Here is an 18,483-nt window from a genome sequence, read left to right on the forward strand (position 1 = left end):
GCGGGCATAGTTCGACCCCGTGGGAGGGCCAGCTTCGGCCCGCCGACCACGACCCAACACCAGATTGGATGAATCAATGAGCAAGAACAGCAAGGCATACCGCGCGGCCGCCGAGAAGGTGGACCGCAACAACCTGTACAGCCCGCTGGAGGCGGCCAAGCTCGCCAAGGAGACCGCGTCGGCCAAGCAGGACGCGACGGTCGAAGTGGCGATCCGGCTCGGCGTCGACCCGCGCAAGGCCGACCAGATGGTGCGCGGCACCGTCAACCTGCCGCACGGCACCGGCAAGACGGCCCGCGTCGCGGTGTTCGCGGTGGGCGACAAGGCCGAGCAGGCGCAGGCCGCCGGCGCCGACATCGTCGGCAGCGACGACCTGATCGAGAAGATCCAGGGCGGCTTCCTGGACTTCGACGCCGCGATCGCGACGCCCGACCAGATGGCCAAGGTCGGCCGCATCGCCCGCGTGCTGGGCCCGCGCGGCCTGATGCCCAACCCCAAGACGGGCACCGTGACCCCGGACGTGGCCAAGGCCGTGGCCGACATCAAGGGCGGCAAGATCAACTTCCGCATCGACAAGCAGGCCAACCTGCACTTCGTGATCGGCAAGGCGTCCTTCGACGAGAAGGCCCTCGCCGAGAACTACGGCGCCGCGCTTGATGAGGTGTTGCGGCTCAAGCCGTCCGCCTCGAAGGGCCGCTACCTGAAGAAGATCACCGTGTCGACGACCACGGGCCCGGGCATCCCGGTGGACCCGTCCGTCACGCGCAACTTCGCGGAGGCCTGAGGCCTGAGGCTAGCCGCCGCACTCGGCGATGCGGCGCCGCAGAAACTCGCGGCCCGGCTCGGAGCCGTTGAGCGCCAACGCCTTTCGATACCAGGAGGCGGCGTCGGCCGGCCTGCCCGCGCGCCGCAGTAGGTCGGCGCGCACGGTCGCGTGCAGGTTCGAGTGGCTCAACCGGGGGTCGTGCGCCACCTCGTCGAGGGCGGCCAGCCCCGCGTCGGGGCCGTCGCGAAGGCCGACGGCCAGCGCGCGGTTGGCGCGCACCACCGGCGAGTCGGTCACCCGCAGCAGCCGGTCGTAGGCCGCGCAGATGGTGGCCCAGTCGGTCTGCTCCCAGGACGGCGCCGTCGCGTGCAGCGCGGCGATCACCGCCTGCGGCAGATAGGGGCCCGTCGACCCCTCGGCCCGGCGGAGCCGATCCAGCCCCCGGGCGATGCGGCCGCGGTCCCACCGGCGGCGGTCCTGTTCCTCCAGCGGCACCAGCATCCCGCTGTCGTCGACGCGGGTGGCCCGCCGCGAATCGTGCAGCATCATCAGGGCGGCCAGCGCGTGCGCCTCGGGCTCCTGCGGCATCAGCGCGCACAGCTCACCGGCCAGCCGGATCCCCTCGTCGCACAGCTCGTCGCGAATCGCCGACGGGCCCGCCGTGGACCAATAGCCCTCGGTGAACACCGAGTAGATGCAGGCCAGCACGTGCGGGGTGCGTTCGGGCAGCAGCTCGGCCGGCGGCACCCGCAGCGGGATGTTGGCGTGCCGAACCTTGTTCTTGGCGCGCGTGATTCGCTGGCCGATCGCCGCCTCGGTCTGCAGCAGCGCGCGGGCGATCTCGGTGACGGTCAGCCCCGACACCAGCCGCAGGGTGAGCGCCAGCTGTGACGGGCGGTCCAGGGCGGGGTGCGCGCAGGTGAACATCATCCGCAGCTCGTCGTCGGGGACGGGGGACGGATCGGTGTGATCGGTGCGGGCCCGAATCTCGTCAACCACGGCCGCCAATTCCTTTCCTGGGCGGGCGGATTCGCGGCGCAGCCGGTCGCGGGCTCGGTTGCGGGCCACGGTCACCAGCCAGCCCCCGGGATTGGCCGGCATGCCGTCGCGGCCCCAGCTGCGCAGCGCCTCGGCGCAGGCCTCCTGGACGGCGTCCTCCGCGATGGTGAGGTCGCCGGACCACCGCGCGAGCGCGGCGACCGCGGGTCCCCACTCCTGCCGAAAGACGCCGTCCAGGTTGGGCATTCGCGACGGTTAGAGCGCGGAGAGGCCGGCCAGTTGACGCACCTGCACGGTCGAAGCTGGGATCATCGACGCCAGCTTGACGGCCTCGTCGCGATCCGCGGCGCCGAGCAGGTAGACGCCGGTGGCGATCTCGGCGCCCTCCACGTAGGGCCCGTCGGTGATCAGGACCTCGCCGTCGCGCACCCGCACCGTCGTCGCGGTGGTCCGGTCGTGCAACGCGGCGCCGCCCAGGATGTGGTCGCCCGCGGCCGCGTGAAGCTCGGCGTGACGGGCCGCCACGGCCTCCCATTCCGGGGTGCCGGGCGTGTGGGCCGACGCGGGGGGTTCCAGCAGCAGCGCCAGCCAGTCGTTTCCGGTGAGCCGGCGGGTCGGCTCGATCGCGTGGACCACCGGCCACAACTCGACGGCCCCGACCTGGGCCAGCGGGACGTCGCGCGCCAGCGCGATCGCCTCGTCCAGGTTGTCGGCCTCGAACACGTAGTAGCCGCAAGCCACCTCGGCGGATTCGGCGAACGGGCCGTCGGTGACCGTCGGCGCGTCCGGGCCGCCGGTGATGACCGCCGCGGCGGCGGCCGGCGCCAGCGCGTCGCCCGCCTTGATCGCCGACCCGGCGTTGGCGTGGAAGTTCTGCCACGCCGCCATCGTGGCGGCCGGGTCGTCGGGCGTGCGGTCTTGCTCCCTGCTGATCAATAAGGCGAAGTACTGCATGGTGTCGTCACCTCCAGGTAGTGAGCGAAGCCCCGTGCTCCACTCTCTACCTATCCGACGAACGACGCAGCCCCAATCCGACAGGCGCGGACTTCTAGGCGGCGGCCCCCGGCTTGAGGTAGGTCACCAGGCTGACGTCAAGCGCCTCGTCGGTGAAGTAGTGCTCGCACCCGCGCAGGTACTTGATATAGCGGTTGTAGACCTCTTCGGAGGTGACCTCGATGGCCTTGTCCTTGTTGGCCTCAAGGTTGTCGCCCCAGATGTGCAGCGTCTTGATGTAATGCGGCCGCAGTGAAAGCGGTTCGGGCACAACGAAACCCGCCTTCTCGCCATGGTCGACCATCATCTGGGTGGACGGCAGCCGGCCGCCCGGGAAGATCTCGGTGATGATGAACTTGATGAACCGGGCCGTCTCGAAGGTCAGCTTCTTGCCGCGGGCGGCCAGGTCATACGGGTGGTAGCTGACGCTGCTCTGCACGGTCATCCGGCCGTCTTCGGGCATGATGTCGAACGTCCGCTTGAAGAAGTCGTCGTAGTTCTCGTGCCCGAAGTGCTCGAAGGCCTCGATCGACACGATCCGGTCGACCGGCTCGTTGAAGTCCTCCCAGTTCTGCAGGCGGACCTCCCGCGAACGGTCGGTGTCGATCGACGCCAGCAGCTGCTCGCAGCGGGCGTGCTGGTTCTTCGACAGGGTCAGGCCGATCACGTTGACGTCGAACCGCTCGACGGCGCGCTTCATGGTGGTGCCCCAGCCGCAGCCGATGTCCAGCAGGGTCATGCCCGGCTTGAGGTCCAGCTTGTCCAGGTTCAGGTCGATCTTGGCGTACTGCGCCTCTTCCAGCGTCATGTCATCGCGCTCGAAGTAGGCGCAGCTGTAGATCCTGGTCGGGTCCTGGAACAAGGCGAAGAAGTCGTCGGAGACGTCGTAGTGCGCCTGAATGTCTTCGGGAGCCGTCCGTATCTTCGTGGGGCTAGCCGGTTGATCAGCCATTTTCGTCTTGTTCTCCTGGATGAAGTTCACTGCTTACTGCCCACGCATGTGCTCGGGGTGTGACGTGCAACGATACCGAAGTCTACGTTTGCAGCGTGAATCGCCTGGCCGTCGGCGCGGGGCGTGGCGAACCCGGGCCGGCGGGGAGCTACTTGGTGAGCGTGTACTGGGCGACGTTCGAGATGCCCTTGCGGAAGAGCTCGGCGCACCCCGTCAGATAACGCATGAAGCGGTTGTAGACCTCTTCGGACTGAATGGCGATCGCGCGTTCCCGATTGGCTTCCAGATTGGCCGCCCACGTGTCCAGGGTCCGCGCGTAATGCGGCCGCAGGTATTCGATTTGCTCGATCGCGAAACCGCTGGCTTGCGCGTAGTCGACGATATCGGTCTCGCCGCACATCTGGCCGCCGGGAAAGATTTCCTTTCCGAGGAAATGGAAGAAACGCAGATCCGACATGGTGATCGGGATGCCGCGCTCTTTCCACTGCGACTGCGGATAGGTGAAGATGCTGTGCATCATCATCCGGCTGTCGTCGGGCAGCGTCTTGTAGGCCCAATCCCAAAACGCGGGCCAGCGTTCCTTTTTGAACGCGTCGAAGGCCTCGAAGCTCATGATCCGGTCGACCTGCTCGTCGAACTCCTCCCAGCCCTGCAGCCGGGCCTCGACGCGGCGCGTCGTTTCGATGGCCTCCAGCCGTGCCTTGGTGCGCGCGTAGTGGTTTCGGCTGAGCGTGATTCCGATGACGTTCACGTCGTACTTCTCGACCGCTCGGACCACGGCCCCGCCCCAGCCGCACCCGACGTCGAGCAACGTCATGCCCGGCTCGAGCTTCAGCTTCTCCAGCCCCAGATCCAGCTTGGCCAGCTGCGCCTCTTCCAGCGTCATGTCGTCGTTCTTGAAATAGGCGCAGGTGTAGACCATGTTGGGGTCGAGGAACAGCGCGAAGAAGTCGTCTGAAATGTCGTAGGTCGCCTGCGACTCTTCGTAATACGGCTTCAGCTTTGCCATCGGGTAGACCCACCTCCTTGGACAACCGTACAACTTGGCGACGCGGACTGAGATGGCAGGGGAAGCGTTTCGTCCGAGTGATTTTGGTTCAGCTCGCGTTGGCGAAGTTGCTCGTCAGCACGCCGATGACCTGATCCCACAACTGCTGGGGCAGATCATGTCCCATCCCGTCGAATAACACCAATCGAGCGCCGTCGATGGCCCTGGCCACCGCGCGGCCGCCGAACGGCCGCATCAGCTTGTCGGCCCGACCGTGGATCACGACGGTCGGGGCGGCGATTCGCCGGTTGTAGCGTTTGAGGCTGCCGCTGCCCAGCACGGCGTCGAAATGCCGGGCGACGCCCCAGGGGTAATAGCTGCGTTCGTAGCTTTCGATGGCCTCGGCGCGCAGCTGCTCCTCGGGCGCCAAATACCGCTGGCTGCCGATGATCTTGCTGACCCGAACCGCGTTGTCGACGATCACGTCCCGCGGCGAGCTCGGCGCCGGCCCCTTGATCAGCGCCAGCAATTGGCGAGGGCCGGGCGGGGGCAGGAACGCCGCATTGTTGCTGGAGAAGATGATTGCCAGGGTTTTCGTCCGCTCGCGGAACCGCGCGGCGAAGATCTGGGCGATCATGCCGCCCATCGACGCGCCCACGATGTGCGCGCGTTCGATGCCCAGGTGATCGAGCACGGCCGCGGCGTCGTCGGCCATGTCCTCGAGCTTGTATCCCGCCTGGCTGGGCAGGCCCACCCAGGAGCGGGCCAACCGCGTCAGCAGCGGCTGGCCCGCGCCGCGATGCCGGGTCTTGGTCGACAGGCCGACGTCGCGGTTGTCGTACCGGATGACGCGCAGCCCGTGGTCGACCAGCCGCTCGCAGAAGCCGGTTCGCCACAGCAGCAGCTGCGCGCCCAGCCCCATGATCAGCAGCACCGGCGGGGCGTCGACGTCGCCCATGTCCTCGTAATACAGCTTCACCTCGCCGCCCGAGGTGGCGTTCCCGGCGCGGATCTCCATCAGACCTCGACGTCCGACTGGTGCTCGCGGCTCACCTCGACCATGAAGTTGGCGAAGTAACCGGTCAGCTGCGGGTCGGACATCATCTGCCATTTGGGCGCGAGCAATTTCATGTACCGCTCGACGTAGAGGAACTGCTTGCCGATCAAGACCAGTTCGCGGGGCAGCTTGACGTCGTAGGCGTCGGCCAGCGTCGACAGCTGGCGCCCGATGTCGGCGTAGGACATGTCGCCCAGCGTCGACATGGTCAGCGGGGTGGCGAACTTCTCGAGGTCCTTGGCCGCCTGGGCCTCGGGCTTCATGGTGCCGACGGCGCCCATCAGCACCACGATCTTGCCGGCCGCGGCGTGGTCCTTCTTGACCAGCAGCGCGTACACCAGCTCGCGCAGCAGCCACCGGGTGCGGGGGTCGATGCGACCCATGATCCCGAAGTCGAAGAACACGATGCGGCCCTGGTCGTCGACGTAGAGGTTGCCCGCGTGCAGGTCGCCGTGGAACAGCCCGTGCCGCAGCCCGCCCTCGAAAAGCGAGAACAGCAGCGCCTTCACCAGCTCGACCCCGTCGAACCCGGCCTTGCGGATGGCGGCCACGTCGTCGATGCGGATGCCGTGCACCCGCTCCATGGTCAGCACCCGCTCGGAGGTGAAGTCCCAGTGCACCTGCGGCACCCGGATGTTGCGGCCCAGCGGCGAGGCGTGCAGGTGCGAGACCCACGCGTCCATCGACTGCGCCTCCAGCCGGAAGTTCAGCTCCTCGGCCAGGTTGTCGGAGAAGTCGGCGACCACGTCCTGCGCCGAAAGCCGGCGACCCAGCTTGGCCAGCTCGACGGCCTGGGCGAAGCGCTTGAGGATCTGCAGGTCGGCCGCGACGCGGCGGCGGATCCCCGGGCGCTGGATCTTGACGACGACCTCTTCGCCGGTGTGCAGGGTCGCGTAGTGCACCTGCGCGATCGACGCCGACGCGAACGGCTCCTCTTCCCACTTGGCGAACAGCTCCGCGGGGTCGCCGCCGAGCTCCTCGGCGAGCAGCTTGTGCACCTCGTCGGTGTCGGCGGGGGGCACCCGGTCGAGCAGGCCGCGGAACTCGCGGGACAGCGATTCGCCGAACGCCCCCGGGCTGGACGCGATGATCTGCCCGAACTTGACGTACGTCGGGCCGAGGTCGGCGAAGGTCTGCGGGAGCTGCTTGATCACCTTCTGCTGCCACGGGCCCTTGCCCGGCAGCTTGCTGACGACGCGGGCGGCGGTGCGAGTGACCTGCCATCCGGTCACGGCCACCCGGGCCGCTTCGACCGGCAGCGGCACCCGGTCGAGCCTGGCCACCTCGCGATGCTTGGTAGAACTCATTCCAGCAGTCTGCCAAATCGGCGGTGTCAAGCTCCAATTCGCTGTGACCGCGCTCACTCCACGCTCGGGCCGCCGAGCGTGCACTCACGGCGACGTTCGGGGCCGAATTCCGCCCTGATTACACGTTCGGTGACGGCCGGGCGCTCACGGCTTCCGCCAGGGCTGCACCCAGCCCTGGATCGCCCAGCCCTCCAGCCCCGCGATCAGCTCGTACATGGTGGCGCCGTCGATGGTTTCGCGGATGATGTCGGCGTGCCCGGCGTGCCGGGCCAGCTCGTTGATCACATGCAGGATCACCCAGCGCACCGACCAGGCCTCCTGATTCTTCGGAAACCAGGGGATGTCCTTGGGAACCGGTACGGCCGCGTCGAGGTCGGCGGTCTCGACCAGCCGCAGCGATTCGGCGTTCTGGGCTTCGAACGCCCGCAGCAGCCCGTCCAGCGTCTCGTCGGGCCGCATCACGTGCTGGTCGGCGAACTCTTGCGAAATCTGCTCGAACGGGCGGGTGTCTTTCGGGGGCGCGTCCGGCGCGGCGGCGACCCGGCTCATCCAGCTGCGCTGCATCCCGGTGGCGTGCTTGATCAGACCGCCGATCGACAGCGCGCTCACCGAGGGCGTGGACCGGGCCTGTTCGTCGGTGAGGCCGTAGCTGACCGCGAAATACGCGCTCTGGTGAAACGCCAGGTATTCGCGCAGGGCGCTGCGTTCGTCGGCCACGGGCGGGGCGAGGGCGGGCATTAGCAGATCGTAGATCGCCGGCGCGCCGTAAAGTGCGGGGATGCAGCTGGTTTCGGCGCGCTCGACCGAGCTTTTCGTCGGGCCGCCGGACGCGCCGTTGCAGCTGGTCCGCGTCACGCTCCGCGGCCCCGCCGCGTCGACGCGGGTCCGCGTGGACGGCGACGGCCTGGCCGGCGAGGCGGTGGCCGCGGGCGAGCTGGTCGAGGTGCCGGTCGCGGTGCGCAACCCCGTGGTCGGCGAGCGGCGGGCGGCACGGGTGCACGCGGGCGAATTCGTCGAGTCCTTCGAATTCGTCGTCGGCGAGCCCGGCTGGACCATGTTCATGGTCAGCCATTTCCACTACGACCCGGTCTGGTGGAACACCCAGGGCGCGTACACGAGCGAGTGGGCCGAGGACCCGCCGGGGCGCGCGCGGCAGACCAATGGCTTCGAGCTGGTGCACGCGCACCTGGAGATGGCCCGACGGGAGCCCGAGTACAAGTTCGTGCTGGCCGAGGTGGACTACCTCAAGCCGTACTGGGACACCCGGCCCGAGGACCGCGCCGACCTGCGCCGGTTCATCGCGCAGGGCCGCGTCGAGGTGATGGGCGGCACGTACAACGAACCCAACACCAACCTCACCGGCCCGGAGACCACGATCCGGAATTTGGTGCACGGCATCGGGTTCCAGCGCGACGTGCTGGGCGCCCACCCGCAGACCGCCTGGCAGCTGGACGTGTTCGGGCACGACCCGCAATTCCCCGGGATGGCCGCCGACGCCGGGCTGACGTCGAGCTCGTGGGCGCGCGGCCCGCACCACCAATGGGGCCCGGCGTTGGGCGGCGGCGACGTGAACCGCATGCAGTTCAGCAGCGAGTTCGAGTGGATTTCGCCGTCTGGGCGCGGACTGCTCACCCACTACATGCCCGCCCATTATTCGGCGGGCTGGTGGATGGACTCGTCGACCTCGCTGGCCGAGGCCGAGGAGGCCACCCTCGAGCAGTTCGAGCTGCTGAAGCAGGTGGCGCTGACGCGCAACGTGTTGCTGCCCGTCGGCACCGACTACACGCCGCCGAACAAATGGGTCACCGCCATCCACCGCGACTGGGCCGAGCGCTACACCTGGCCGCGGTTCGTCTGCGCGCTGCCGCGGGAGTTCTTCGCCGCCGTGCGCGCCGAACTGGCCGAGCGCGGCCGCGCCCCGTCACCGCAGACCCGCGACATGAACCCGATCTACACCGGCAAGGACGTGTCGTACATCGACACCAAACAGGCCAACCGGGCCGCCGAGCACGCCGTGCTGGAGGCCGAGCGCTTCGCGGTGTTCGCCGGGCTGCTGGGTGGCGCCGAGTATCCGCAGGCGGCGCTGGCCAAGGCGTGGGTGCAGCTGGCCTACGGGGCGCACCACGACGCCATCACCGGCTCGGAATCCGACCAGGTCTACCTCGATCTGCTGACCGGCTGGCGAGACGCCTGGGAGCTGGGCCGCGCCGCCCGCGACGCGTCGCTGGCGGTGCTGTCGGAAACCGTCGGCGGTGACGTCGTCGTCTGGAATCCGCTGGCGCAGCCGCGCACCGACGTCGTCACCGCGCGGCTCGACCCGCCGCTGGCCGCGGGGGCCCGGGTGCTGGACATCGACGGCGCCGAGCTGCCCGCGCACGTCGGCCAGGGCGGCCGGTCGGTGACCTGGCTGGCGCGTGACGTGCCGTCGCTTGGGTGGCGGGCCTACCGGCTGGTTCCCGGCGGCGAGCCCACCGGCTGGGAGCCGGTGCCCGGCCCGGTGATCGCCAACGAGCATTTCCGCGTCGCGGTCGATCCGGCGCGCGGCGGGGGAGTCGCGTCGCTGGTTCGCGACGGCCGCGAACTGATCGCCGCCGGCCGGGTGGGCAACGAGCTGGCCGTCTACGAGGAGTACGCGTCGCACCCGACGCAGGGCGAGGGCCCGTGGCACCTGCTGCCCAAGGGGCCGGTGGTGTGCTCGTCGGAGTCGCCGGCCGCCGCGCAGGCCTACCACGGCCCGCTGGGGCAGCGGCTCGTCGTCACCGGGCGGATCGGCGCCCTGCTGCGCTACACCCAGACCCTGACGCTGTGGCGCGGCGTGCCGCGGCTGGACTGCCGCACCACCATCGACGGGTTCACCGGCGCCGACCGCCTGGTGCGGCTGCGCTGGCCCTGCCCGGTGCCGGGCGCCATGCCGGTCAGCGAGGTCGGCGACGCCGTCGTCGGGCGCGGGTTCGCCCTGCTGCACGACGGCCCGCGCTCGGTGGACACCGCGCGGCACCCGTGGACGCTGGACAACCCTGCCCACGGCTGGTTCGGCCTGTCCTCGGCGGCGCGGGTCCGGGTCGGCGACAGCGTGCGGGCGATCTCGGTGGCAGAGGTGGTGACGCCCGACGAGGCGGTGTCGGGACCGCTCGCGCGCGAGCTGATGGTCGCGCTGGTCCGCGCCGGGGTGACGGCCACCTGCAGCGGCGCCGCCAAGCAGCGCTACGGCCACCTCGACGTCGATTCGAACCTGCCCGACGTGCGCATCGCGCTGGGCGGACCGGCCCGCAACGCCTTCGCCGACGCGGCGCTGGGGCCGTACCGCGAGGAGCTCGACCGCCAGCTCGCGGCGACGGGCCGGGCGCGGGTGTGGGTGCCGGCCGCGACGCCGCTCGCGGCGGTGTGGACGCCCGGCGCCGACCTGCGCGCGCCGTCGGCGCTGCCGGTGCTGGTGATCGCCGGCCGCGACGACGACAGCCTGGCCGCCGCGATCGCCGCGTTGGTCGAGGACCTCGCCGACGCGGAAATCTCAGTCAGCCAGCGGGCGCCTGCCGTCGGCGGCGAGTTCGAGGACCGCACCGTCGCCCTGCTCAACCGGGGCGTGCCCAGCTTCGCCGTCGACACCGACGGGACTCTGCACACCGCGCTGATGCGCTCCTGCACCGGCTGGCCCTCGGGCACCTGGATCGACGAACCGCGCCGCACCGCCCCGGACGGCTCGAACTTCCAACTCCAGCACTGGACGCACGATTTCGACTACGCGCTGGTCTGCGGCGACGGCGACTGGCGGCGCGCCCGGGTCCCCGCCCGCAGCGCGGAGTTCTCCCACCCGCTGCTCGCCGTCGCCACCGGCCGGGCGCCGGGCCCGTTGCCCGCGGTCGGCTCCCTGTTGACCGTCGAGCCCGCCGGCGCGGTGCAGCTCGCGGCCCTCAAGGCGGCCGGCAACCCGCTGGCGGCGGGCCGCGCCCGACCGGTCGACCCGCGCGAGGTGGCGCTGCGCCTGGTGGAGACGACGGGGCCGGGGACCGGCGTGACGCTCGGCTCGGACGTCGGCGCCATCGGCGACCCGCGCGGCGCCGACCTCCTCGAAGCCGACCTGGAAGCCCCGGGCGCGGGCCGGCGCCCGCTCGAGCTGCACGGCTGCCAGGTGGCCACCGTGCTGGCCCGATTCGACGCTCCCCACGCCCCCGCGCGATCCCGCGCGCTGGCCCCCGATGCCGAGGCCGCCCAGCCGTTGTACGCGCGCTACTGGCTGCACAACCGGGGCCCGGCGCCGCTCGGCGGGCTGCCGGCGGTCGCTCACCTGCATCCCGCGCGGGTGCAAGCCGAGCCGGGCGACGAGGTCGTGCTGCGCCTCACCGCGGCCAGCGACTGCAGCGACGCCACCGTGACCGGGACGGTCACCCTGGTGTGTCCGGAGGGCTGGTCGGCCAAGCCCGACGAGCTGCCCCTCACCCTGCGCGGCGGCGAGCACCGCGAGGCCGACGTGGCCGTGTCGGTGCCGGCCGGCGTCGACCCGGGGCGCTACCCCGTGCGCGCGCAGCTCCGCCTCGGCGGCGACCAGATCCCGGAGGCGTGGCGCCAGACCGTCGAGGACGTGTGCCTGGTCGAGGTCGGCGCCCGCGACGAGGCCGAGCTGATCTACCTCGCCGAGGGGCCGGCCGGCGTGGAGTTGCCCGCCGGCGGCACGGCGGCGCTGACCGTCACGGTCGGCAGCCGCGCCGGGGCGGACCTGGCGCTCGAGGCCCACCTGATCAGCCCGTGGGGCACCTGGGAGTGGCTGGGCCCCGCCGCGGTGGGCGCGGTGCTGCCCGCCCGCGGCACCGTTGGCCTCCGCTTCTCGGTGACCCCGCCGCCCGGGCTGGAGCCCGGCCGGTGGTGGGCCCTGGTCCGGGTCGGCTGCGCCGGCCGGCTGCTCTACACCCCGGCGGTGGAGGTGCGCGTGACATGAGCGTGGTGGCGACGGTGGCCGGCGCCCCGGTGTTGGTCGACGAGGTCGATGCGGCCGAGGCGCGGTTGCGCGGCGGACCCGGCGCGGCCGCCCTGCCGGCCGGCGGCACCGGGGAGGGGCGGCAACTGCGGCGCTGGCTGACCCAGCTGATCGTGACCGAGCGGGTGGTCGCGGCCGAGGCCGAAGCGCGCGGCCTCAGCGGGCGCGGCGCGCCGAGCGAGGCGCAGCTGTTGCCCGACGCGACGGCCCGGCTGGAAATCGGCAGCGTGGCCGCGGCCGCGCTGGCGGACCCCCGCGCCCGGGCCCTGTTCGCCGATGTCACCGCCGCGGTGCGCGTCACGGATGAGGAGGTGGCCGCGTACCACGCCCGCAACCCGCTGCGGTTCGCCGAGCCGAGCCGCCGGCCGCACGGCTGGCGCTCCCCGTCGCCGGTCTCCCCGCCGCTGGCCGACGTGCGGCCATTGATCGCCGCGCATCTGCTGGGCGCCGCGCGGCGGCGCGCGTTCCGGGTGTGGCTGGACGCGCGACGGGCCGAGCTGGTGCGGCTGTCTCCCGGCTACGAGCATCCCGGCGACCCCCGCCAACCCGACAACGTCCACCGGCACTGATCGCGATGCTCACCCTCTGCCTGGACATCGGCGGCACCAAGATCGCCGCCGGCCTCGCCGACCCCGCGGGCGCGCTGGTGCACACGGTCATCCGGCCCACGCCGGGCGGCGGCGCGGCCGAACAGGTGTGGGCCGCGGTCGACGCGGCGATCGCCGACGCGCTGCGCGCGGCCGACGGCGGCGTGGCCGCGGTGGGCATCGGCTCGGCCGGGCCCATCGACCTGTCCGCCGGCACCGTCAGCCCGGTCAATATCAAAGGGTGGCAACGGTTCCCGCTGCGCGACCGCGTCGCGGCCGCGGTGCCGGGGGTGCCCGTGCGGCTCGGCGGCGACGGGCTGTGCATGGCGCTGGGCGAGCACTGGCGCGGCGCGGGTCGCAGCGCCGGCTTCATGCTGGGCATGGTGGTGTCCACCGGCGTGGGCGGCGGGCTCGTGCTCGGCGGGATCCCGTACACCGGCCGCACCGGCAACGCCGGTCACGTCGGGCACGTGGTGGTGGAGGACGCCGGGCCGCCCTGCGTGTGTGGCGGCCGCGGCTGCGTCGAAGCCATCGCGTCCGGGCCGTCGATGGTGCGCTGGGCGCGGGCCAACGGCTGGTCCGCGCCGCCGACGGCGGGCGCGCGGGAGCTGGCCGCCGCCGCGGCGGCCGGGGACGCGTTGGCGGGCCGGGCGTTTCGCCGGGGCGCCACCGCGTTGGCGGCGATGATCGCCTCGGTCGGCGCCGTCTGCGACCTGGACCTCGTCGTCATCGGGGGCGGGGTCGCCAACTCCGGCGGCCTGCTCTTCGACCCGTTACGGGAGAAGCTGGCCGAATACGCCCGCCTGGACTTCGTGGCCGGGCTGCGAGTGGTGCCCGCCGAACTCGGCGGCCAGGCCGGCCTGGTCGGCGCGGCCCGGCTGGCCGGTCTGGGCTGAGCGGCCGCCGAACGCCGCCGTTTTGGCTGACGGGGGACGGCCAGGCTATCCTGGTTGCCGATCCACCGAAGACCGTCGGTCACCGAGCAATCGGTTGAAGGTCCGGGAGCATCCCGGCGGCCCACGCAGGAGGACGAGGCAGCAGCGCCGGCACGCGCCGGCGTTTTTCACGCCCCGGCCGCATCCTGCGCCGGGGCGTTCGTCGTTTTCGGGTGATCACAGACGACACGTCGCATGGCTTTCATTTCAGGAGGTACGCATGGCTAAGGCTGACAAAGCCACCGCCGTCGCCGACATCGCCGAGCAGTTCAGGGAGGCGACCGCCACCCTGATCACCGAGTACCGCGGTCTGACCGTGGCCAACCTGGCCGAGCTGCGCCGCTCGCTGAGCGGGTCGGCCACGTACTCGGTCGCCAAGAACACGCTGATCAAGCGGGCGGCGTCGGAGGCCGGCGTCGAGGGTCTCGACGAATTGTTCGCCGGGCCGACCGCCATCGCGTTCGTCACCGGCGAGCCCGTCGACGCCGCCAAGGCCATCAAGACCTTCGCCAAGGACAACAAGGCGCTGGTCATCAAGGGTGGCTACATGGACGGTCGCGCGTTGACCGTCGCCGAGGTCGAGCGCATCGCCGACCTGGAGTCGCGCGAGGTGCTGCTGGCCAAGCTGGCCGGCGCCATGAAGGGCAACCTCGCCAAGGCGGCCGGCCTGTTCAACGCCCCGGCCTCGCAGGTCGCCCGCCTGGCGGCCGCGCTGCAGGAAAAGAAGGCCGCTGAAGCCCCGGCAGCCCCGGCAGCCCCGGCAGCGACTGCGGCCCCCGAGGCGGCGGAGCCCGCCCCGGAACCAGCTTCGGAAGCGCCCACGGAATCTTCTGAAACCCCGGCCGAAGCCGAATAACCCCAAACCCAAACCAGGAAGGACCCACACACCATGGCGAAAATGTCTACCGACGACCTGCTCGACGCCTTCAAGGAAATGACCCTGTTGGAGCTCTCCGACTTCGTCAAGAAGTTCGAGGAGACCTTCGAGGTCACCGCGGCCGCTCCGGTCGCCGTCGCCGCGGCCGGCCCGGCCGCCGGTGGCGCGCCCGCCGAGGCCGCCGAGGAGCAGTCCGAGTTCGACGTCATCCTCGAGGCCGCCGGCGACAAGAAGATCGGCGTCATCAAGGTGGTCCGCGAGATCGTCTCCGGCCTGGGCCTCAAGGAGGCCAAGGACCTGGTCGACGGCGCGCCCAAGCCGCTGCTGGAGAAGGTGGCCAAGGAGGCCGCCGACGAGGCCAAGACCAAGCTCGAGGCCGCCGGCGCCACCGTCACCGTCAAGTAGCCCGACGTCACGAAACCCCCGGAAGCGACCTTCCGGGGGTTTCGTGCGCTCAGCCCAGCCGCAGGGACCGTTTCGCGCGTTCGGGTGAATCGCCCAGGGCGACAAGCAGATTCGACTTCATCGAGCCGAGCACCGAGCCGACCGCCGCGCCGTCGTCGCCGTAGAAGCCGGCGAGCTCGAGCATGACGAACCCGTGCACCAGCGCCCAGAACTGGGCCGCCGTGCTGACCACCGCGAGGTCGTCGTCGGCGGTGCCGACGGTGATCCGGCCCGCCCGCATCGATCGCTGCACCGCCCGCACGACGTGGGCGAAGCTGGGGATGTCCCGCTCGATCTCGGCGACCGTCAGCGCCAACACGTTGCCCGCCGGCGCGTTGATGCCGTGCGCGCTGGTGCTGCCGAACATCAGCCGATACATGTGCGGGTGCTCGATCGCGTAGCGCCGGTAGGCGGCACCGGTGGCGAACAGGTCCGCGACCGGGTCGGCGGTCTGCGGCACCGTCAGCGCGGCGTCGAACTGGCGCAGGCCTTCCTCGGCCACCTCGGCGATCAGCCCGCGCATCCCGCCGAAATGGGTGTACAGCGCCATCGTCGAGGTTCCCGCCGCGCCGGCGATCTTGCGGGTCTGCAACGCGTCGGGGCCGTGTTCGTGCAGCAGGTCGACCGCGGCGGACAGCATCTCGTCGCGCACATTGCGCTGCGGCTGTGCAACCTCTGCGGTCATCGTTGCCATCTTCCCATCGGCGGCGTACGGTTCCTATAACAACGTCATATCAATGTTATAGGAGCTCGGAGATGACGTCCACGCAAACCGCCGAAGCCCGGAACCCCTATCTCGAGGGCCTGCTGGCGCCGGTGGCCGCCGAGGTCACCGCGACCGACCTGCCGGTCACCGGGCGCATCCCGGAACACCTCGACGGGCGCTACCTGCGCAACGGACCCAACCCCGCCGAAGAGGTCGACCCCGCCACGTATCACTGGTTCAGCGGCGACGGGATGGTGCACGGCGTGGCGCTGAGCGACGGCAAGGCCCGCTGGTACCGCAACCGCTGGGTGCGCAGCCTGTCGCTGTGCGCCGCCCTGGGCGAGCGGGCGCCGGGCCGGCTCGACCCCCGCGCGGGCATGCTGTCGCTGGGTGCCAACACCGACGTCCTCACCCACGCCGGGCGGACCCTGGCGCTGGTCGAGGGCGGGGTGGCCAACTACGAGCTCACCGACGAGCTGGACACCGTCGGGACGTGCGACTTCGACGGCACCCTGGCCGGCGGCTACACCGCCCACCCGCACCGCGACCCGCGCACCGGCGAATTGCACGCCGTCTCTTACTCATTCGCGCGCGGGCGGACCGTGCAGTATTCGGTGATCGACACCCGGGGGCGGGCCCGTCGCACCGTCGACATCGAGGTGTCAGGCTCGCCGATGATGCACGACTTCTCGCTGACCGACAAATACGTTGTGATCTACGACCTGCCGGTGACCTTCGACCCGATCCAGGTGTTGCCGGTGCACATGCCGCGCTGGCTGAGCGCGCCGGCCCGGCTGGCCATGCAGTCGCTGATCGGGCGCGTGCGGCTGCCGAGCCCGGTCACGGTAGCGACCAACCGCAGCCCCAAGCACTCCGACCGGATGCCGTATGCCTGGAACCCGAATTACCCGGCGCGCATCGGGGTGATGCCGCGCGAGGGCGCCAACAAGGACATTCGCTGGTTCGACATCGAACCCTGCTACGTCTACCACCCGCTCAACGCCTACTCCGAGATGCGGGGCGGGGCCGAGGTTTTGGTGCTCGACGTGGTGCGCTACGAGCGGATGTTCGACCGCGACCGGCGCGGTCCCGGCGAGGCCCCGCCCACGCTGGACCGCTGGACCATCAACCTGGCGACTGGGGCCGTGGCCACCGAATGCCGCGACGATGAGCCGCAGGAGTTTCCCCGCATCAACGAGGACCTGCTGGGCGCGCCGCACCGGTTCGGCTACACCGTCGGTGCGTACTTCGCCGGTGGCGCGTCCGCGCTGTACAAGCACGACTACGCGACCGGCGCCCGCGAGGTCGCGCCGCTGGATCCCGACCTTTTGCTCGGCGAGATGTCCTTTGTGCCCAACCCCGGCGCCGCCGAAAAACAAGCAGCCGAGGACGACGGCATTCTGATGGGCTACGGGTATCACCGCGGCCGCGACGAGGGTCAGCTGGTGTTGCTGGACGCGGGGACGCTCGAGGCCGTGGCCACGGTGCATCTGCCGCAGCGGGTGCCGATGGGGTTCCACGGCAACTGGGCGCCCACTGGCTAACGCGCGTCGAATAGTTCGTCGGACCGTCGGAGACGGCCGGATCTCAGGTCAGCCAATTTTTCCCGGCTGTGCCACGCAACCCTGATGCCGCGTAGCAAGCGTGCGCTACAGTGACTCATGCCACACAAAAGGGCAGGTGGCGGGCATGAGCGTCGACGGAAGGATCTCCCATGGGTGTCGCTATTGAGGTGAACGGCCTCACCAAGTCCTTCGGATCGTCGAGAATTTGGGAAGACGTGACCCTGGAGATCCCCGCCGGGGAGGTCAGCGTCCTGCTGGGGCCGTCGGGTACCGGCAAATCGGTGTTCCTGAAGTCCCTGATCGGTCTGCTGCGTCCCGAGCGCGGCTCGGTCGTCATCGACGGCACCGACATCCTGCAGTGTTCGGCCAAGGAGCTCTACGAGATCCGCACGCTCTTCGGCGTCATGTTCCAGGACGGTGCCCTGTTCGGTTCGATGAACCTGTTCGACAACGCCGCCTTCCCGCTGCGCGAGCACACCAAGAAGAAGGAAGGCGAAATCCGTGACATCGTCATGGAGAAGCTGCAGATGGTGGGCCTCGGCGGCGACGAGAAGAAGTTCCCCGGTGAGATCTCCGGCGGTATGCGCAAGCGCGCCAGCCTGGCCCGTGCCCTGGTGATGGACCCGCAGATCATCCTCTGCGACGAGCCCGACTCCGGTCTGGACCCGGTCCGCACCGCCTACCTGAGCCAGCTGATCCTCGACATCAACGCCCAGATCGACGCCACCGTCCTGATCGTCACGCACAACATCAACATCGCCCGGACCGTGCCGGACAACATGGGCATGCTGTTCCGGCGCAAGCTGGTCATGTTCGGCCCCCGCGAGGTGCTGCTGACCAGCGACGAGCCGGTCGTGCGGCAGTTCCTCAACGGCCGCCGCATCGGCCCGATCGGCATGTCCGAGGAGAAGGACGAGGCCACCATGGCCGAGGAGCAGGCCGCCCTCGAGGCCGGTCAGCACGCCGGCGGTGTGGAGGAGATCGAGGGCGTGCCGCCGCAGATCGTCGCGTCGCCCGGAATGCCGGAGCGCAAGGCGGTCGGCCGCCGCCAGGCGCGGGTGCGCGAGATCCTGCACACCCTGCCGCAGAAGGCCCAGGCCGCGATCATCGACGACATGGAGGGCACCCACAAGTACCGGGCGCACGAGGTCGGCGACTAGCGCGCCCGGCCCGAGTTTTCGCGCAAACTCCGCGTTAACTCGGCGGCCCGCCCTCTTGACGACGGGCCGTAAACGGGCCAGTCTGTTGGGCAGCATGTATCCAGCGGAAAGTCGAGATGCCAGCCAGCGCCGATGTCCCTGGATGTGTTGTGCTGGACAGTTGAGGAATGCGCCG

General features: G+C 70.6%; 16 protein-coding genes. 8 read left to right on the plus strand and 8 right to left on the minus strand.

The features are described from left to right. Positions 1 to 76: 76 nt before the first annotated feature. Entirely contained in the window at positions 77 to 784 is a 708-nt protein-coding gene (gene rplA / locus WU80_RS00945) for a 50S ribosomal protein L1 (RefSeq protein WP_007167783.1), read from the plus strand. Positions 785 to 793: 9 nt separating this feature from the next. On the opposite strand, the gene WU80_RS00950 is transcribed toward rplA, so the two are convergent. The 7 genes from WU80_RS00950 to WU80_RS00980 all read right to left on the minus strand — a co-directional run bounded on the left by WU80_RS00950 (position 794) and on the right by WU80_RS00980 (position 7,779). Next, positions 794 to 2,011 carry an RNA polymerase sigma factor gene (locus tag WU80_RS00950; RefSeq protein ID WP_055401226.1) on the minus strand — a complete coding sequence of 406 codons (1,218 nt, stop codon included), beginning with the start codon at positions 2,009 to 2,011 and terminating at the stop codon, positions 794 to 796. A gap of 9 nt (positions 2,012 to 2,020) precedes the next feature. Beyond that, positions 2,021 to 2,719 carry a YciI family protein gene (locus tag WU80_RS00955; protein WP_055401228.1) on the minus strand — a complete coding sequence of 233 codons (699 nt, stop codon included), beginning with the start codon at positions 2,717 to 2,719 and terminating at the stop codon, positions 2,021 to 2,023. A gap of 94 nt (positions 2,720 to 2,813) precedes the next feature. Continuing rightward, on the minus strand, positions 2,814 to 3,710 hold the full coding sequence (gene mmaA4, locus WU80_RS00960) for a hydroxymycolate synthase MmaA4 (RefSeq protein WP_055401268.1): 897 nt from the start codon (positions 3,708 to 3,710) through the stop codon (positions 2,814 to 2,816). Positions 3,711 to 3,858: 148 nt separating this feature from the next. Then, the gene (locus WU80_RS00965) at positions 3,859 to 4,719 is read right to left on the minus strand and encodes a cyclopropane mycolic acid synthase family methyltransferase (RefSeq protein WP_055401230.1); all 861 of its coding nucleotides are present in this window, start codon (positions 4,717 to 4,719) and stop codon (positions 3,859 to 3,861) included. Positions 4,720 to 4,807: 88 nt separating this feature from the next. Then, complete coding sequence (locus tag WU80_RS00970; RefSeq protein WP_055401232.1) at positions 4,808 to 5,716, minus strand: alpha/beta fold hydrolase; 909 nt, start codon at positions 5,714 to 5,716, stop codon at positions 4,808 to 4,810. After that, complete coding sequence (locus WU80_RS00975) at positions 5,716 to 7,062, minus strand: AarF/ABC1/UbiB kinase family protein (RefSeq protein ID WP_055401234.1); 1,347 nt, start codon at positions 7,060 to 7,062, stop codon at positions 5,716 to 5,718. Before WU80_RS00975 ends, WU80_RS00970 begins: the two co-directional genes overlap by 1 nt. Before the next feature lie 144 nt (positions 7,063 to 7,206). Beyond that, positions 7,207 to 7,779 carry a DinB family protein gene (locus WU80_RS00980; RefSeq protein WP_055401270.1) on the minus strand — a complete coding sequence of 191 codons (573 nt, stop codon included), beginning with the start codon at positions 7,777 to 7,779 and terminating at the stop codon, positions 7,207 to 7,209. A gap of 61 nt (positions 7,780 to 7,840) precedes the next feature. Here WU80_RS00980 and WU80_RS00985 point away from each other — a divergent pair, with 61 nt between their 5' ends. The 5 genes from WU80_RS00985 (at position 7,841) to rplL (ending at position 14,838) form a co-directional block, all read left to right on the plus strand. Further along, on the plus strand, positions 7,841 to 11,995 hold the full coding sequence (locus WU80_RS00985; protein WP_055401236.1) for an NEW3 domain-containing protein: 4,155 nt from the start codon (positions 7,841 to 7,843) through the stop codon (positions 11,993 to 11,995). Further along, a complete protein-coding gene (locus WU80_RS00990; RefSeq protein WP_055401238.1) occupies positions 11,992 to 12,603 on the plus strand; it encodes a hypothetical protein in 612 nt (203 codons plus the stop codon). The genes WU80_RS00985 and WU80_RS00990 overlap by 4 nt, the downstream gene beginning before the upstream one ends. A 5-nt stretch (positions 12,604 to 12,608) precedes the next feature. After that, positions 12,609 to 13,517 carry an ROK family protein gene (locus tag WU80_RS00995; protein ID WP_055401240.1) on the plus strand — a complete coding sequence of 303 codons (909 nt, stop codon included), beginning with the start codon at positions 12,609 to 12,611 and terminating at the stop codon, positions 13,515 to 13,517. A gap of 259 nt (positions 13,518 to 13,776) precedes the next feature. Beyond that, entirely contained in the window at positions 13,777 to 14,412 is a 636-nt protein-coding gene (gene rplJ, locus WU80_RS01000; protein WP_055401242.1) for a 50S ribosomal protein L10, read from the plus strand. 33 nt (positions 14,413 to 14,445) lie between these two features. Continuing rightward, positions 14,446 to 14,838, plus strand: coding sequence for a 50S ribosomal protein L7/L12 (gene rplL / locus WU80_RS01005; RefSeq protein WP_055401244.1), 393 nt, complete (start codon positions 14,446 to 14,448; stop codon positions 14,836 to 14,838). A 49-nt stretch (positions 14,839 to 14,887) separates the two neighbouring features. Here the strand turns inward: rplL and WU80_RS01010 are convergent, their stop codons facing one another. Then, complete coding sequence (locus tag WU80_RS01010) at positions 14,888 to 15,562, minus strand: TetR/AcrR family transcriptional regulator (protein WP_055401272.1); 675 nt, start codon at positions 15,560 to 15,562, stop codon at positions 14,888 to 14,890. Positions 15,563 to 15,633: 71 nt separating this feature from the next. On the opposite strand from WU80_RS01010, the gene WU80_RS01015 reads away from it, so the two are divergent. Continuing rightward, complete coding sequence (locus WU80_RS01015; protein ID WP_055401246.1) at positions 15,634 to 17,127, plus strand: carotenoid oxygenase family protein; 1,494 nt, start codon at positions 15,634 to 15,636, stop codon at positions 17,125 to 17,127. 170 nt (positions 17,128 to 17,297) lie between these two features. Continuing rightward, positions 17,298 to 18,308: an ABC transporter ATP-binding protein gene (locus WU80_RS01020; protein ID WP_055401248.1), complete on the plus strand. Its 1,011-nt coding sequence runs from the start codon at positions 17,298 to 17,300 to the stop codon at positions 18,306 to 18,308. The last annotated feature ends 175 nt before the right edge of the window (positions 18,309 to 18,483 follow it).

The sequence above is a fragment of the Mycobacterium sp. UM_11 genome (assembly GCF_001414075.1).
Classification (GTDB): Bacteria; Actinomycetota; Actinomycetes; order Mycobacteriales; family Mycobacteriaceae; genus Mycobacterium.

Excerpts from the sequence above, each read along its gene's own strand:
- rplA (WP_007167783.1), top strand. The coding sequence starts at position 77 with ATGAGCAAGAACAGCAAGGCATACCGCGCGGCCGCCGAGAAGGTGGAC.
- WU80_RS00950 (WP_055401226.1), bottom strand. The coding sequence starts at position 2,011 with ATGCCCAACCTGGACGGCGTCTTTCGGCAGGAGTGGGGACCCGCGGTC.
- WU80_RS00955 (WP_055401228.1), bottom strand. The coding sequence starts at position 2,719 with ATGCAGTACTTCGCCTTATTGATCAGCAGGGAGCAAGACCGCACGCCC.
- mmaA4 (WP_055401268.1), bottom strand. The coding sequence starts at position 3,710 with ATGGCTGATCAACCGGCTAGCCCCACGAAGATACGGACGGCTCCCGAA.
- WU80_RS00965 (WP_055401230.1), bottom strand. The coding sequence starts at position 4,719 with ATGGCAAAGCTGAAGCCGTATTACGAAGAGTCGCAGGCGACCTACGAC.
- WU80_RS00970 (WP_055401232.1), bottom strand. The coding sequence starts at position 5,716 with ATGGAGATCCGCGCCGGGAACGCCACCTCGGGCGGCGAGGTGAAGCTG.
- WU80_RS00975 (WP_055401234.1), bottom strand. The coding sequence starts at position 7,062 with ATGAGTTCTACCAAGCATCGCGAGGTGGCCAGGCTCGACCGGGTGCCG.
- WU80_RS00985 (WP_055401236.1), top strand. The coding sequence starts at position 7,841 with ATGCAGCTGGTTTCGGCGCGCTCGACCGAGCTTTTCGTCGGGCCGCCG.
- WU80_RS00990 (WP_055401238.1), top strand. The coding sequence starts at position 11,992 with ATGAGCGTGGTGGCGACGGTGGCCGGCGCCCCGGTGTTGGTCGACGAG.
- WU80_RS00995 (WP_055401240.1), top strand. The coding sequence starts at position 12,609 with ATGCTCACCCTCTGCCTGGACATCGGCGGCACCAAGATCGCCGCCGGC.
- rplJ (WP_055401242.1), top strand. The coding sequence starts at position 13,777 with ATGGCTAAGGCTGACAAAGCCACCGCCGTCGCCGACATCGCCGAGCAG.
- rplL (WP_055401244.1), top strand. The coding sequence starts at position 14,446 with ATGGCGAAAATGTCTACCGACGACCTGCTCGACGCCTTCAAGGAAATG.
- WU80_RS01010 (WP_055401272.1), bottom strand. The coding sequence starts at position 15,562 with ATGACCGCAGAGGTTGCACAGCCGCAGCGCAATGTGCGCGACGAGATG.
- WU80_RS01015 (WP_055401246.1), top strand. The coding sequence starts at position 15,634 with ATGACGTCCACGCAAACCGCCGAAGCCCGGAACCCCTATCTCGAGGGC.
- WU80_RS01020 (WP_055401248.1), top strand. The coding sequence starts at position 17,298 with ATGGGTGTCGCTATTGAGGTGAACGGCCTCACCAAGTCCTTCGGATCG.